At 62.4% G+C, this 13,837-nt stretch carries 13 protein-coding genes; 4 read left to right on the forward strand and 9 right to left on the reverse strand.

Translation table 11 applies throughout. The features are described 5' to 3' along the window. Window positions 1-9: 9 nt before the first annotated feature. The 3 genes from BHQ40_RS03480 to BHQ40_RS03490 form a co-directional block, all read right to left on the reverse strand. Window positions 10-828: an SDR family oxidoreductase gene (locus BHQ40_RS03480; RefSeq protein WP_070152388.1), complete on the reverse strand. Its 819-nt coding sequence runs from the start codon at window positions 826-828 to the stop codon at window positions 10-12. Continuing rightward, window positions 828-1,640: an SDR family oxidoreductase gene (locus BHQ40_RS03485; protein ID WP_253183243.1), complete on the reverse strand. Its 813-nt coding sequence runs from the start codon at window positions 1,638-1,640 to the stop codon at window positions 828-830. The genes BHQ40_RS03480 and BHQ40_RS03485 overlap by 1 nt, the downstream gene beginning before the upstream one ends. A 105-nt stretch (window positions 1,641-1,745) precedes the next feature. Beyond that, window positions 1,746-3,392, reverse strand: coding sequence for a class I adenylate-forming enzyme family protein (locus BHQ40_RS03490; RefSeq protein WP_070152391.1), 1,647 nt, complete (start codon window positions 3,390-3,392; stop codon window positions 1,746-1,748). Between the two features lie 206 nt (window positions 3,393-3,598). Here BHQ40_RS03490 and BHQ40_RS03495 point away from each other — a divergent pair, with 206 nt between their 5' ends. Further along, window positions 3,599-4,396 (forward strand): SDR family oxidoreductase, encoded by a 798-nt coding sequence (locus tag BHQ40_RS03495; RefSeq protein ID WP_070152394.1) that lies wholly within the window; start codon window positions 3,599-3,601, stop codon window positions 4,394-4,396. 587 nt (window positions 4,397-4,983) lie between these two features. Here the strand turns inward: BHQ40_RS03495 and BHQ40_RS03500 are convergent. Further along, the gene (locus BHQ40_RS03500; RefSeq protein WP_070152397.1) at window positions 4,984-5,796 is read right to left on the reverse strand and encodes a sugar phosphate isomerase/epimerase family protein; all 813 of its coding nucleotides are present in this window, start codon (window positions 5,794-5,796) and stop codon (window positions 4,984-4,986) included. Window positions 5,797-5,876: 80 nt separating this feature from the next. Here BHQ40_RS03500 and BHQ40_RS03505 point away from each other — a divergent pair, with 80 nt between their 5' ends. The 3 genes from BHQ40_RS03505 (at window position 5,877) to BHQ40_RS03515 (ending at window position 8,597) form a co-directional block, all read left to right on the forward strand. Further along, window positions 5,877-7,097, forward strand: a complete 1,221-nt coding sequence (locus BHQ40_RS03505; protein ID WP_070152400.1) for an aromatic ring-hydroxylating oxygenase subunit alpha — start codon at window positions 5,877-5,879, stop codon at window positions 7,095-7,097. Between the two features lie 62 nt (window positions 7,098-7,159). Then, window positions 7,160-8,062, forward strand: a complete 903-nt coding sequence (locus BHQ40_RS03510) for an acyl-CoA thioesterase (protein ID WP_083276674.1) — start codon at window positions 7,160-7,162, stop codon at window positions 8,060-8,062. A 22-nt stretch (window positions 8,063-8,084) separates the two neighbouring features. Beyond that, window positions 8,085-8,597: a MaoC/PaaZ C-terminal domain-containing protein gene (locus tag BHQ40_RS03515; RefSeq protein WP_070152404.1), complete on the forward strand. Its 513-nt coding sequence runs from the start codon at window positions 8,085-8,087 to the stop codon at window positions 8,595-8,597. On the opposite strand, the gene BHQ40_RS03520 is transcribed toward BHQ40_RS03515, so the two are convergent. From BHQ40_RS03520 to BHQ40_RS03540, 5 genes are read right to left on the reverse strand one after another with little or no spacing between them, the layout of a single operon-like run. Then, on the reverse strand, window positions 8,543-9,184 hold the full coding sequence (locus tag BHQ40_RS03520) for an FMN-dependent NADH-azoreductase (protein ID WP_070152407.1): 642 nt from the start codon (window positions 9,182-9,184) through the stop codon (window positions 8,543-8,545). The genes BHQ40_RS03515 and BHQ40_RS03520 overlap by 55 nt on opposite strands. 1 nt (window position 9,185) lies before the next feature. Then, entirely contained in the window at window positions 9,186-10,346 is a 1,161-nt protein-coding gene (locus BHQ40_RS03525) for an acyl-CoA dehydrogenase family protein (protein WP_070152410.1), read from the reverse strand. Between the two features lie 51 nt (window positions 10,347-10,397). After that, window positions 10,398-11,819 carry a dihydrolipoamide acetyltransferase family protein gene (locus BHQ40_RS03530; RefSeq protein WP_070152413.1) on the reverse strand — a complete coding sequence of 474 codons (1,422 nt, stop codon included), beginning with the start codon at window positions 11,817-11,819 and terminating at the stop codon, window positions 10,398-10,400. Window positions 11,820-11,830: 11 nt separating this feature from the next. Continuing rightward, window positions 11,831-12,841: an alpha-ketoacid dehydrogenase subunit beta gene (locus BHQ40_RS03535; RefSeq protein ID WP_070152416.1), complete on the reverse strand. Its 1,011-nt coding sequence runs from the start codon at window positions 12,839-12,841 to the stop codon at window positions 11,831-11,833. Between the two features lie 14 nt (window positions 12,842-12,855). Beyond that, complete coding sequence (locus tag BHQ40_RS03540) at window positions 12,856-13,827, reverse strand: thiamine pyrophosphate-dependent dehydrogenase E1 component subunit alpha (RefSeq protein WP_070152419.1); 972 nt, start codon at window positions 13,825-13,827, stop codon at window positions 12,856-12,858. Window positions 13,828-13,837 lie beyond the last annotated feature (10 nt).

Consider the following 13,837-nt stretch of genomic DNA (forward strand, 5'->3'; position numbering starts at 1 on the left):
GCTGGGTCCTTATCTGCTGCCTGATTTCGCGCTTGGCCCGGCTTCGTCCACATAGTCGGACGCCTTCGCATAATAGCTGGCGTCGAGGCGGCAGGCGCTGAGGCCCGCATCCAGCGTCAGCACCTGCCCCGTGATGTTGCGCCCGTCTGCGCTGGCTAGATAGGCGAAGGCGCCCGCCACCTCGTCCGCCTCCATCACGCGGCGCAAGGGATTGCGCGCGGCGCTCGCCTTGCGCATCTCCTCCTCGCCGCCATAGGCCAGCGCGGTCATCTTGCTCGGCGCATTGCCCGGCGCGATGGCGTTCACACGGATGCCGAAGCTGGCAAGCTCCGACGCCACCGATGTCGTCAGGCCGATCACGCCATGCTTTGCCGCCGTATAGGCATGCGGCCCCAGCGGCGCGATCCCGGCAACGCTTGATGTAGACAGGATGCACCCATCGCCCTGCCCCTTCATCACCCGCCCGGCATGCTTCATGCCGTAGAAGACGCTGCTCATCAGGATCGCGATAGTGCGGTTCCACGCATCGGCGGAAATCTCCGTAATGCTGCCGATCGCGCCCAACTGCCCCGCATTGTTGATCATGCAGTCGAGGCGGCCATGCCGGTCCACGGCCAGATCGACCAGAGCGGCAACGTCCGCTTCATCGGTGACGTCGCAGCGCCGGAAATCCGCGCCCAGTTCGGCGGCCAGCGCTTGCCCCTGCTCCTCCTGAATATCCCCCAGGATCAGCTTCGCTCCACCGGCCGAGAAACGCCGCGCCGTCGCTTCGCCGATTCCGCTGGCGGCTCCGGTGATGACAGTCACCAATCCCTCAACCCCCGCCATTAGCGCACCTCCACCGGCGCGGGCAATCGCGTCGATCCGCCATCCGCCAGCCAGCCGCCATCGGCCACCAGTTCCGCACCAGTCACAAAGCTCGCATCATCGCTGGCCAGAAACACCACGCACGCGGCGATTTCCTGCGCGGTGCCCATCCGCCCGACCGGCTGCAGCAGGTCCATCGACGCCCGCGCCGCGTCCCTGTCCTCCGCGCCCGACAGGCGCGGCTCATGGATCGGCGTGTCGATCGCGCCGGGATGCAGGGAGTTGCAGCGGATGCCGCGATATTCCGTCGCGCACCGGACAGCGACCGATTTGGTGAGCAGCCTGACGCCACCCTTCGTCGCATTATAGCCCGGCGCCTGCGCCATGCCGATCATGCCCGCCATCGAAGACATGTTGATGATCGACCCGGATGGGCCGCCCGGATTGTCGCGCATGGCCCGCACCCCATGCTTGCACCCCAGCATCGTGCCGGTCAGGTTGATGCCGATCATGCGGTTCCAATCCTCAAGCGAGGCGTCCTCGATAGGCTGACGAAAGGTGATCCCTGCATTATTGACCAGCACGTCCAGCCGCCCATAACGCTCCAGCGTCTTGGCGATCACCGCGGTCCAGTCATCCTCGCTGGCAACGTCATGCTGCAGGCAGAGGGCCGCGTCGGATTGCTCCTCATCCTGGGGCGCGATGTCCGTCGACACCACGAACGCGCCTTCATCCGCCATGCGCGTGACACAGGCCGCGCCGATGCCGGATGCGCCTCCGGTCACCAGGACGACCTTTCCGTTCAGCCGTCCGCCATCCAGCAATCCGCTCACGATCCACTCCTGCCACGCCGACTCTCACGGCCGGCGGGGAGGAGCCTAGCGGATCATTTTTTTAAGGCAAGTGCCTGATTAAAATTCCCGCCGGAGGACATGGCCTCATGCAGCGTCGTTGCGGTCCAGTTCCTCGATCAATTCACGCTGCAGGCGGAATTTCTGGATCTTCGACGTCGACATCGGCCATTGGGTGACCGGCCGCACATGACGGGGGATCTTGAAGCTGGCGAGCTTGCCCTTGCAATGCTGGATCAATTCATGCTCGGTCGCGCTCTGCCCGTCGACAAACTCGACGAATGCGGCCGGCACCTCGACATAGCGATTGTCGGGTATGCCGACGACCTGCGCCAGCTTCACCGCCGGGTGGCTTTGCAGCATCGCCTCGATCTCGGCCGCCGCGACATTCTCGCCACCGACCTTCAACATATCCTTGGTGCGGCCATGGAACATCACCTGCCCGTCCGCGTCGATCGACCCGATGTCGCCGGTGTGGAACCAGCCGTCGCGAATGACCTCCGCTGTCTTTTCCGGCGCATTATAATAGCCGCGCAGCATGTTGGGGCCGCGAATGACGATCTCGCCCCGTTCATCGACGCCGACATCCCTGCCCGTCTCCGTATCGACGATCCGGATTTCCCACTCGTCGAGCGCAACGCCGCAACGGCCGGTACGCTGTTCGAACGTGTTGGTAAGGCGGCTGGTGGACACCGTGCCCGCGCCTTCGGTCAGGCCATAGGTGCCGACCTGGGTGGTGTGTGGCATGGCCGCCGTCACCGCCTCCTTGATCCAGGGCGGCTGCACGGCGAAGTTGGAATTCATCACGCGCAGGCTGGACAGGTCCGTATCCTTGAACGACGGATGGGTGATGAGGTCCTGCATGATCGTCACGAAACTGGGATAGGCGATCGTCGCCTTTTCCCGGCCCAGCATCTCCAGCGCCACGCCCGCGTCAAAATGCGGCACGGTCATATAGGCGCCGCCCTTGTCCAGGATCATGGTCATCGGCAGGATGCCCGCAATGTGGAAGATCGGCAGCGGAGACCAGACCCGGTCCTGCGCGGTCACTTCATAGCGGATGCCCAGATTGCGGCTGTTGCCCACTTGCCCACGGTGGCTGATCAGCGCCCCCTTGGGATTGGCGGTGGTGCCGGACGTGTAGAGGATCATCGCGATATCCTCCTTGTCCACGGCGTCGATCCGGGCGTCGACGGCCTCATCGGCCACGTCCCGGCCCAAAGCCAGCGCCTGCGCCGCTTCCATCAGATAGGCGGGCGCTGGCGGATCGAGACAGATGATCGACCGCAGCATCGGCGCTTCGTCCAGGCTGAGCGCGGACGCATCCTTCTGGTCCTTCAGCGACGGCAGTGCAGCGACAAGGCGCTCGCCGAAATCTAGGCTGTCCGCCACCCGGCCCGTGGTGACGAGCAGGACGAGATCGGCGTCCCGCACCAGGAAATTCAGTTCGCTCGCCTGATATCGCGCATTGACCGGGACGGCGATGCCGCCAGCCATTTCGATGCCGTAGAATATCTCGATGAAATCCGGGCGAGTGGTCAGCAATATGCCCACATTCTGTCCCGGCTGAATGCCCATGGCGATGAAGGTCTTGGCCCAGGCGCGGGCCGACTCGTTGAGGTCGCGATAGCTGAGCTGACGGTCGGGGAAGATCAACGCCGGCGACTGCGCATATAGCGCGGCGGACCTCCGCAACATCGCGCCCATCGTATAAATCGGTTCCGTCACCGCCATTACTCTCTCCCGGTATGCACTGCCAAAGCCGCGCCCGATGCCGCTATTGGCCTATTATCCTCCGGCCACCGGCGCGCTTCGAGGGCGAAGCTTACCACCGGCGCTATAAAAAACAATCTTTCATGTCTTTTTTATCTCGCATCATGCGCCGCCTGCGCTATCAGGCGAGCAACAGCGCCAGCGGGCGCAGCATGAGGAGAGTCGGCATGGGCAAGCTAAATGGCAAGGTCGCCGTCGTCATCGGGGCGGCGGGTAAGGATAATATGGGCCAGACCATCGCCCGCCGGCTGGCGTCGGAAGGCGCGAAACTGGTCATCGCCGGGCGGGACACGGACTCGGTCGCCGGCTTCGCGCAGGAACTGGACGGGATCGGCGTCGCCTGCGACATCACCAATGAAGCGGACCTCGCGGCGCTCGCGCAGGCGGCGGTGGATCATTTCGGGGGTCTGGACATCGCCCTCAACGCCACTGGCTGGGGCCTGCTCAAGCCCTTCCTGGAGACGACCAAGGAAGAAATCGAGAAGATCACCGCCCTGCAATTCACCGGCGCGATCCTCTTTTATCAGGCGATGCTGCGCGCCATGCGCGACGGCGGATCGCTGATCCAGATTTCCTCGGCGACCGCTTCCATCATGCTGGAGGATCATGCCGCCTATATGGGCACCAAGGCCGGGGCGGATCATGTCATCCGCTGCGTCGCCAATGAATTCGGCCATCGCGGCATCCGCGCCAACTCGATCGCGCCGGGCTTCACCGTCACGCCGATGACCGCGAAGGCCGCGAAGAATCAGGCGATCATTGACGCTTTCTCGCGCGAATATCCCCTCGGCCGCGTGGGCACGAGCGACGATATTGCCGAGGCGGCTGTATGGCTGGCGTCCGACGAATGTTTCATGAGCGGACAGGTATTACAGGTGAATGGCGGCCTCACCCTGCGCCGCAACCCGACTAATGCGGAAATCGGCGCCGCGGTAAAGGCCGCCCGCGCCGCGCAGGCTGGCTGACAGACTGACGGGGCACACATCACCCCGATCCGCCACGCCTCCGACCCAATCCGTCACCCCGGGCTTGACCCGGGGTCCCGTTGCCTTTGGCTTCGGCCAACCACAAGAGTAAAGCGGGACACCGGCTCAAGGCCGGGGTGACGAAGGTTTGTTATGCCCCATTGGCATCCGGCAACGGCGCTTAAGCCAAATTCCTGTCCTACGCTCCGCCATCCATGCTTTGCTGCCCGCATGGAACAGCTCGCGATGCGCAACACCGACAACCCGGCGAACACCCGGCAACGGCCTGGTGCGGGCGCAGCAGCGACTTGCGGGAACTTCAACTGCGTCCTGATCGAGACTCAGATGAGACTCGACCGCGACCTACATGCGAGGCAAGTGAGACGCACATGCGACGCAGATGGGACTCAAGTGAGACGTAGGTGCGACGTAAGTGAGACGCATGTGAGACGTAAGTGCGACGCACATGAGACCAACATGAGACGCAGGTGAGACCAACATGCGACTTTTGTGCGACCTACATGCGACTTCCGGGCCAAAATGCGTCACAACCCGCAACTTCCGCAACTTCGTAGGATTTTCCTTTCCTACGCCCCGGCCATATGCGGAGCAGTCACTGCCCGCGTCGCGTCCATCGACCGGCGCGCGCGTTCGAATGCGCTTACCCCTTCCTTCTTCGCCCGATATTGGGGAATCTCCGCCTCGATGATGATCTCGCCGGACAGCGGCGAAAGGATGGCGTCCAGCGGGAAAGCCCCCTGCCCCGGCAGCGCCCGCTCCTTGATCGCCTCGCCCCACATCTGGTCGGGATCGATCTGCAGCGGCCCGTCGGAAAGCTGCACGATCGACACCAGATCGGCATTTTCCGCGATGGAATCCACATGGGCGCCGTTGCGCATCAGGTGGAGCACGTCGAGCACCAGCGTCCCGCATCCGGCGTCCCGCACGATCGCTGCGGCCGTGCGCAGGTCCTTCACTGCGGAGAAGGCATGAAACTCCAACCCCGGCACCACGCCATATTGCGCCGCCAGCGCGCAGAATCGCCGGAAGCGATCGACCGCGACATCATGATCCTCGACATTGTGCAGGTGAGTCGTCGCCCGCTTCGCCCCGATCATCTGCCCGACTTCAAGGCCATCGACCAAGTGGGCATAGTCGCCATCATCCTCCAGCCCAAAGACCTCCAGATTTCCGACAGTTACGCCCGTGTCCGCCAAAGCTTCAAGGAACGCGCCGACATCTTTACGCTCCAGCAAGGGATAAAGCCCCTTTGCTTCCTCCGGAACATAGGTGAAAATCGTGACATGACTGGCCTGAAGCTCTCCCGCGATCTTCACCAGCGCGACGGGCGGGGTCTCCAGGGCATTGAGCGGATGCAACGAAAAGCGCGGCTGGATCATCTGGCCTCTCCTCAATAAAAGACATTCATGATTGTTTTTATCTGCCGCTATGCTAATAGGCGTCAATCAGGAGTGGCACAATGGAATTGAACGCATTCTCGGTTGGGCAGGTCAATGAGACCATGGAATTTGAGCGCTCACGCAAGGCGCCGCCCGAAACTTTCCCTGCCCTGCCCGACATTCCCGGCGTGCGTTATGTCGACAAGGAATTTCTGGCGCTGGAAAAGGAGCGCATGTGGGGCCGCGCCTGGCTTTATGTCGGCCATGTCGATCAGTTGCCCAACAAGGGTAGCTGGTTCCTTACCCGCAATACCGGTTCGCCCATCCTTGTCGTGCGCGACATGCAGGGCGAGGTCCGCGCATTCTACAACACTTGCCAGCATCGCGGCGCACCGCTTGTCACGGAGGATACAGGCGAATCCCGTGGCTTCGTCTGCGGCTATCATGGCTGGAGCTACACGCTCGACGGCAAGCTGACGGCTGTGCGCGATAAGCGCGATTTCGTCGATCTGGACTTCTCCTGCCGTTCGCTCGTCTCTGTGCGCTGTGAGCTTCTGGGCAGCCTGATCTTCCTCAACGAAGACCCGGACGCGCAGCCGCTAATGGAGCATCTCGGCCCGATGGCCAGGGAGCTGGAGCAATACCGGCTTGAGGATCTGCGCATGGTGGATTCGCGCAGCTACGATGTCGGCTGCAATGTGAAGATCCTGCTCGACGCTTTCCTTGAGGTGTATCACATCAAGTCGATCCACCAGCACACGGTGGACCGCTTCCTCGATCATCGCGGCATGTTCGTGACGCTCTGGCCCAATGGCCACAGCCGCATGCTGACGCCCAACCGCCGCCCTGACTGGAAAGATCCGGGCACGCTCGGCATGCCGAAGATTCCGACGATTACGGAAGTCCCGGCGAATAATAATGTGAGCTATCACATCTATCCCAACTTCGTGATGCCCGCATCCGACAGCGGCATTCCGCTGCTGCAGTTCTGGCCGACATCGGACACGACCTGCCGCGTCGTTTCGAGCTGGATCGCCCCCGATTACGACCCTGAAGGGGACAATACATTGTGGGATACCCGCATCGGCAACTGGGAACGCATTCTCTACGAGGATTTGCAGTTCGCCCCGCAAATCCAGGAATCGTTGGAAAGCAAGGGCTTCCGAGGCATGCCGCTCAATTATCAGGAGCGCCGAATCTACCACTGGCATGAGGAGCTTGATCGCCGCATCGGCCTCAATCAGGTACCCCCCGAAGCGCGCGTGGAGCAGGTTCTTCACGATCAGGTCGTGCGTGACTGACAGGAAAGCGGTCGCTTTCCTGTCCGCTACCTGACACAGTCCGCTATCTGGCATAGGGCGTCATGGCCGACAGCGAACATTATTCAAACGACCCTGCGGTTGAGCGCGAGATGCTGTTCGCGTTCGAGGAGGTGGGAACGGACCATTTCCGTGCGGCGCCGATCCCAAGCCGCTTGCTCCGCCTCTATGGCGGCCAAGTGGTGGGGCAGGCAGTGGCGGCGATTCAAAAGACTGCTTTGCCCGATCGTGCGATCAACAGTTGCCACGCCTATTTCGTCCGGCCAGGCAGCATCGACCGGCCGATAGATTTCATCGTCAGCCGCGATCGTGACGGCCGCAGTTTCTCCGCCCGCCGCGTTGTGGTCGAACAGGATGGTCAGGTCATCTTCACCATGTCCGCCTTCCTCCACACGCAGGAGGAAGGCGCGCGGCATCAGTTCCCCATGCCCGACGTGCCCGGTCCCGACGGATTGCGGCCGATGAGTGATTATATTGCGGAAATCGGCGACGCCCTGCCGCGGAAACATTGGCCATTCTGGCGGCGTGAGCATCTGTTTGAATGGCGGTCGGTGGAGCGATTCCGGGTGTTCAACGAAGCGCCGGAATCAAGCGTCAGGCACGTCTGGTTCCGCTTCAAGGGGAAACTGGGTGACGATCCGGCAGAACATCAGCGCTTTTTTGCCTATGTGTCGGACCTGCATATTCTGCATGCGGGCCTTGTTCCCCTGGGCGTGGGATGGGCGGATGATCATTTGCAAACGGCCAGTCTCGATCATGCAATCTGGTTTCATGACTCGTTTCGCGTCGACGAATGGCTGCTCTATGCTTTGGACAGCCCGGCCGCGGCGGGCGCCCGCACCCTGGGCCGTGGCGCGGTCTACACGGCGGACGGCCGTCTGGTCGCTTCGGTTGCGCAGGAAGGGTTGATCCGTATTCTGGCAACGCCGCGCGGCGACATATTGTAACGCATGGAAAAGAGAACAGCTTTTGACTGAGGCAGCCCCTTTCGTTCCCGTAAAACCCTACCGGACTTTTGAGGACCTGACGGTCGGCGAATATCGCAAGTCGCGTGAGAGGCTGGTTACGCAGGAGCAGATTCTCGCCTTCGCCCGCGATTATGATCCGCAATGGTTCCACAGCGATCCGGAACTCGCCAAAGGATCCGTATTCGGCGAACTGGTCGCCAGCGGCATCCATGTGCTCGCCATGTGGCGGCAGCTCGATCATGAGATAAATTCGGACATCGATTTCGTCTGCGGGATCGGCTGGGACGAACTCCGCCTGCGCCGTGCAATCCGCGCCGGAGACGTCATCCATGTGACGTCGGAGATTATAGAGCTTCGTCCGTCGGAAACCCGGACAGACCGGGGCACGGCGCTGACCCGCTATGCAGTGGTAATCCAAACTGGCGAGGAGGCCGTGACCTTCACCAGCATCAACCTGGTCTACACCCGCTCCGGCCGGGAGAGGGCTGCGGCCAACGCATCGGCTTCCTCATAAGCGCGCTGCATCGCGGCCTCGACTTCCTCCGCCGTCCCGTAAGTCGGCCGGATATCGACAGTTCTTATATCGGTCACGCCGATGAAGTTCAGCCAGGTCCGCATGAAAGCCATCTGGTGATCCAATGCCGCCATCGGTCCGTCCGGCCGAATGTCCAGCGCGCCGGACCCGACCAGGATTGCCATGCGCCCGGAAGCAAGGCCCGTCACGCCCGTCTGATCAACCGTAAAAGTCATGCCAGGATGGGTTATCAGATCGACATACTGTTTCAGCGGATAGGGAATACCGAAATTCCACATCGGCACGCTGAACAGCCAGGCGTCGAACGAGAGAAAATGGTCGATCCGCGCACGGATCGCTTCCCACTGCGCAGCAACCTCCGGAGAAACCGCCTCCCCGGCGATCAGCGCATAACGCCCTTCCATAACCGCCCCGTCAAAGGGCGGCAGATCCGCATCGAACAGGTTCAGCGTCTCGACCGTATCTGGCGCGATCCGGTCGATCAGCCGCCGGGCAACGGCTGAAGACCGGGATCGCGAACCGCGCGGGCTCGCCTCGACATGCAGCAGCCGGGCGAACCCGCCCATCTTATCGCCGCTGGTCGAAGCGGCGGCCGAGCATGGCGCCGGCGATATTGACCTTCTGGATGTCGATCGCGCCGCCAGCGATTCCCCAGCCCCAGCTATCGCGCAAACGGCGCTCCATCGGGAACTCCTTGGAGTAGCCATAGGCGCCCATCAACTGCATGGCGTCGCCCGTTACCTCGCGGGAGATCGTGTTGGCGAAGCATTTGCCGGTGGAACTGTTAAGCACCGACGGCAGACCATCCTGCGCGTTGGCGGCGGCGCGCCAGATCAGCAGGCGAGCGGCTTCGCACTTCATGTGCATTTCGGCGAGTTTTATCTGCACCGCCTGGAACTCCGCAATCGGCTTGCCGAACTGCTTGCGCTCCTGGACATAGGCAGAGACATCTTCCAGCGCGCCGGACGCCTGCCCCAGCGACATGGTGGCGTTGCCGCACCGCTCCAGATCGAACGCTTCCATCAGCTTTTTGAAGCCACCCGCAGGCACGATGATATTGTCGACCGGCACTTCACAATCGTCGAAGTTGAGATCCGACGATGGCACGCCGCGGAAACCCATAAGCTGTTCATTGGGACCAAAGCTAAGGCCCGGCCGATCCTTTTCGACCAGCACCGCGCCGATCGCCTTCGCGCCCGGATCGTCGGACAGGCGGCAATAAACCACATAGGCGTCCGCATGGCCGCCGCCCGAACACCAGCGCTTGGTGCCGTTGATGACGACCTTGTCGCCCTTGATAACGCCCTTGGTCTTGAGGTCGGTGAGCGCGCTGCCGGCATCCGGTTCGGACATCGACACGGCCACGACCATATCGCCGCTGCAAACTGCTGGGACGATCCGCTTCTTCAGGCTGTCCGAAGCGAAATATTCGATGGCGCGCACAGGCCCGACAGAGGATTCGAAGATCGGAAACGCCACGGCCGAGGAAATCTTGGCGAATTCCTCCAGCACGATCAGCGCCTCGATATTACCCAGCCCAAGGCCGCCGAGGTCGGACGACACGTTGATGCCAAGGAAGCCCATTTCGGCATAGCGCTTCACCAGTTCATGGCTTGGCGGCTTGTTGTCGCGCTCAAGTTCGGCGGCGATGGCGGGCAGTTCGGCGCGAGCAAAGTCGCGGGCCGCGGCGCGCAATTCTTCCTGATCCGGGGTCAACGAGAAATTCACTTCTTCCTCCCTTTTGGCGCATTCCTGTGGGTGTAAGGCGCCACGATAAGTCTAGAGCAGTTCGGGGTGCTCGATCAGATTGGCCAGCGCCGCCATGAAACGTCCGCCATCGGCGCCGTCGATGGCGCGATGATCGCAGGACAGTGACAGATGGAACACGGGCACAATGCGAAACGCGCCTTCATCGTCGATCGGTTCCGGCCGCGCCGTGCCGACCGCGAGGATCGCGCCCTGTGGCGGATTGATGATCGCGTCGAACTGCTCCACGCCGAACCCACCCAGATTGGACAGCGAGAAACTGCCGCCAGTGAATTCCTCCGGCTTCAGCTTGCCCGACTTTGCCCGCTGGGCAAGGCCAGCCATGACGGCGGAAATATCGGCGACGCTCCGGTTGTCAGCACCGGTCACGATCGGCGTGACTAGACCCTTTTCCGTTGCGACAGCGACGGCGATGTCCGCGCCATCGAACTCATGGATGTCGTTCCCATGCACCTGAATATTGACCTGCGGCACTTCCATCAGGGCAAGCGCGCACGCCTTGATCAGATAGTCGTTGACGCTCGACCGCTGTCCCTGAACCGCGGAGCGCAGTGCAAGCAGGCGATCGGCGCGGACCCTGCGCCGCACATAGAAATGCGGAATGGTGCTCTTCGCCTCAGTCAGACGTCGCGCAATCGTGCGGCGCATGGATGACATCGGCTTTATCGTCACGCCAGCAGCGGGAACTGCCGCAGGCGTTGCAACCGGCGCAGGCTGAGGCGCTGGCGTCGCTGGGGCTGGGGCTGGCGCGGAGGGCGCAACGCGCGCCAGCACATCAACCTTGCGAATACGGCCGCGAGGACCGGAACCTTCGACTCCCGCCAGTGGCACATTGTGCATAACGGACAACCGCTTCGCCATCGGCGTGGCATAAGCGCCCAAATCAGGCGTCAGCGCGTAGGCGCCGACCAGCCCGGCAGAGGCTTCGGGCCTCGCTGCCTGATCAACATCCTGCGCCGTGATGCGTCCGCCCCTGCCCGATCCGACGAGGTTCGCGACGTCCACGCCCGCTTCAAGCGCGCGACTACGCGCCACCGGGCTGATCAGCATATCGTCCGGAATCGACACTGGAGCGGGTGGAGCAACCGGCGCGGGGGCAGATGCGGGCGTATCTTCCTTATCGCCAAAACTGGTATCGGCCTGCTTGAAGGTGCCGATGATTGCATCGATTTCAGCCGCGCTGGCCTCACCGCCATCACTGAGCACAGCAAGCAGAGCGCCGACTGCATATGTCCCGCCCGCTTCCGCCAAGATGCGCACAAAACGTCCGGCAGCCTCCGCCTCCACTTCATTGGTGATCTTGTCGGTCTCGATCAGCGCAAGCACCGTCCCCTTCTCGAATGGCGCATTCTCTGCAACCATCCATTCAGCGATCGTGCCTTCGCTCATCTCAATGCCCCATTTGGGCATGGTGAACAGTTTCAGACTGGCCATCGCGCTACCCCTCAGCGAAATGCGAGGACTTGGCGAACCGCGTCCTCGATCTTCTGGGGAGAAGGGACCCACGCCCGCTCCAGTTCGCGCGCGAACGGGATCGGCGAGTGCGGACCGGTGATCATTGCGGGAGGAGCCTTCAGGCTAGTGAAGGCCTTCGACGCGACGATAGCGGAAATGTCGGCAGCCAGGCTGCAGCGCGGCGGGCTTTCGTCCACTACCACCAGACGGCCTGTCGCCTCGACGGAATCCAATATGGCTTCCTCATCCAACGGGCTGGTCGTGCGCAAGTCGATAAGGTCGACACCGATGCCATCTGCAGCCAGCTTGTCGGCCGCCTTCTCGCCAAAGCCGACCATGCGGCCGCAGGTGACGACCGTGACGTCACCGCCCTCACGCACCATGCGCGCCTCGCCGAAACGCTGGCGATATTCGCCGTCGGGCACCTCGCCCTTCACGCCGTAGAGCGCCTTATGCTCGAAGAACATCACCGGATCGTCGCCACGCAACGCTTCGGTCAGCAGTCCCTTGGCATCTGCAGGCGTCGCGGGAAGCACAACCTTCAGGCCCGGCATCGATGTCAGCATCGCATAGACCGACTGGCTGTGCTGTGCCGCCGCGTTCATGCCGGCGCCGTAGATCAGGCGCACGACCGCCGGGCATTTCGTCTTGCCGCCGAACATGTAGCGGAACTTCGCCATCTGGTTCCAAAGCTGGTCCAGGCTGACGCCCACGAAATCCGCGAACATCAGTTCCGCGACCGGGCGCTTGCCCGCCAGCGCCGCGCCCGCCGCCGCGCCAATGATGGCGCTTTCGGAAATGGGCGTGTCGATCACGCGATCCGCGCCAAACTTGGCGTACAGCCCCGGCGTCGTGCCCCAGATGCCGCCAATGGCTTCCTGCCCGCCAGCCGTTCCCGCGCCGCCGACCACATCTTCTCCAAGCACGATAATATTGGAATCGCGCTCCATCTCATCCATCAGCGTCTTGTTGATCGCCTCGCGGATATTCATGACTGCCATGTGTCCGCTTCCTCTCAATAATCGACGTAAACATCTTCGGCGACATGCGCCGGATCGGGTGCCGGCGCAGCGCGCGCTTCGCTAACCGCTTCCTCGATAAGCTGCGCCACTTCGGCATCGACTTCGTCGAGCAGCTTCAGGTCCAGCAGCTTCGCTTCGCTCACCTTCGCGCGGAACGCCTTCAGGCAGTCGCGCTCCTCCCAGAGCCGGTCGAGTTCGCCCTTGCCCCGATACCGCTGCGGATCGCCCTCGAAATGGCCGTAGAAACGCTCGGTATCCAGCTCGATCGCCGCCGGGCCATTGCCCGCCCGTACATAGTCCAGCAGCTCGCGCATCGTCTCATAGGTGTCGAAATAATCGCAGCCATTGGCGCGCCACGCCTTCATGCCGAAGGCTTCGGCACGGCTGGCGATGTCCTTGTTCGTGCCCACGGCGTAGTCAACGCCGGTATGCTCGGAATAATGGTTATTCTCGAACACGAAGATCGCCGGAGCCTTCACCACAACGGCCAGATTCATCGCCTCAAACGTCGTGCCCTGATTGCAGGCGCCGTCACCGGAGAAAGCGATGGCGACCTTGCCCTTCCCGTCCAGCTTCGCCGCGATCGCCGCGCCCACTGCCTGCGGCGCACCCGCGCCGACAATGCCGTTCGCGCCCAGCATGCCGACCGACAGATCAGCGATATGCATGGAGCCGCCGCGCCCCTTGCAAAGGCCGTCGCGACGTCCGTAAATCTCCTTCATCATCCCCTTCACATCGCATCCTTTGGCGATGCAATGGCCATGGCCGCGATGGGTGGAAACGATCAGATCTTCGGTGTCCAGATGGTCACACACGCCGACCGCGGCCGCTTCCTGGCCGCAATAGAGATGGGTGAAGCCGGCAATCTCACCGGTCTTGATCTCATCGTGCAAACGCTCCTCAAACTTACGGATGATCGCCATCCGCCGGTAAGCGCCCACAAGATCGTCTCTGGAAAGCTGCATGAATCCGCCT

The sequence above is a fragment of the Sphingobium phenoxybenzoativorans genome (genome assembly GCF_001757355.1).
In the GTDB taxonomy this organism is placed as follows: domain Bacteria; phylum Pseudomonadota; class Alphaproteobacteria; order Sphingomonadales; family Sphingomonadaceae; genus Sphingobium; species Sphingobium phenoxybenzoativorans.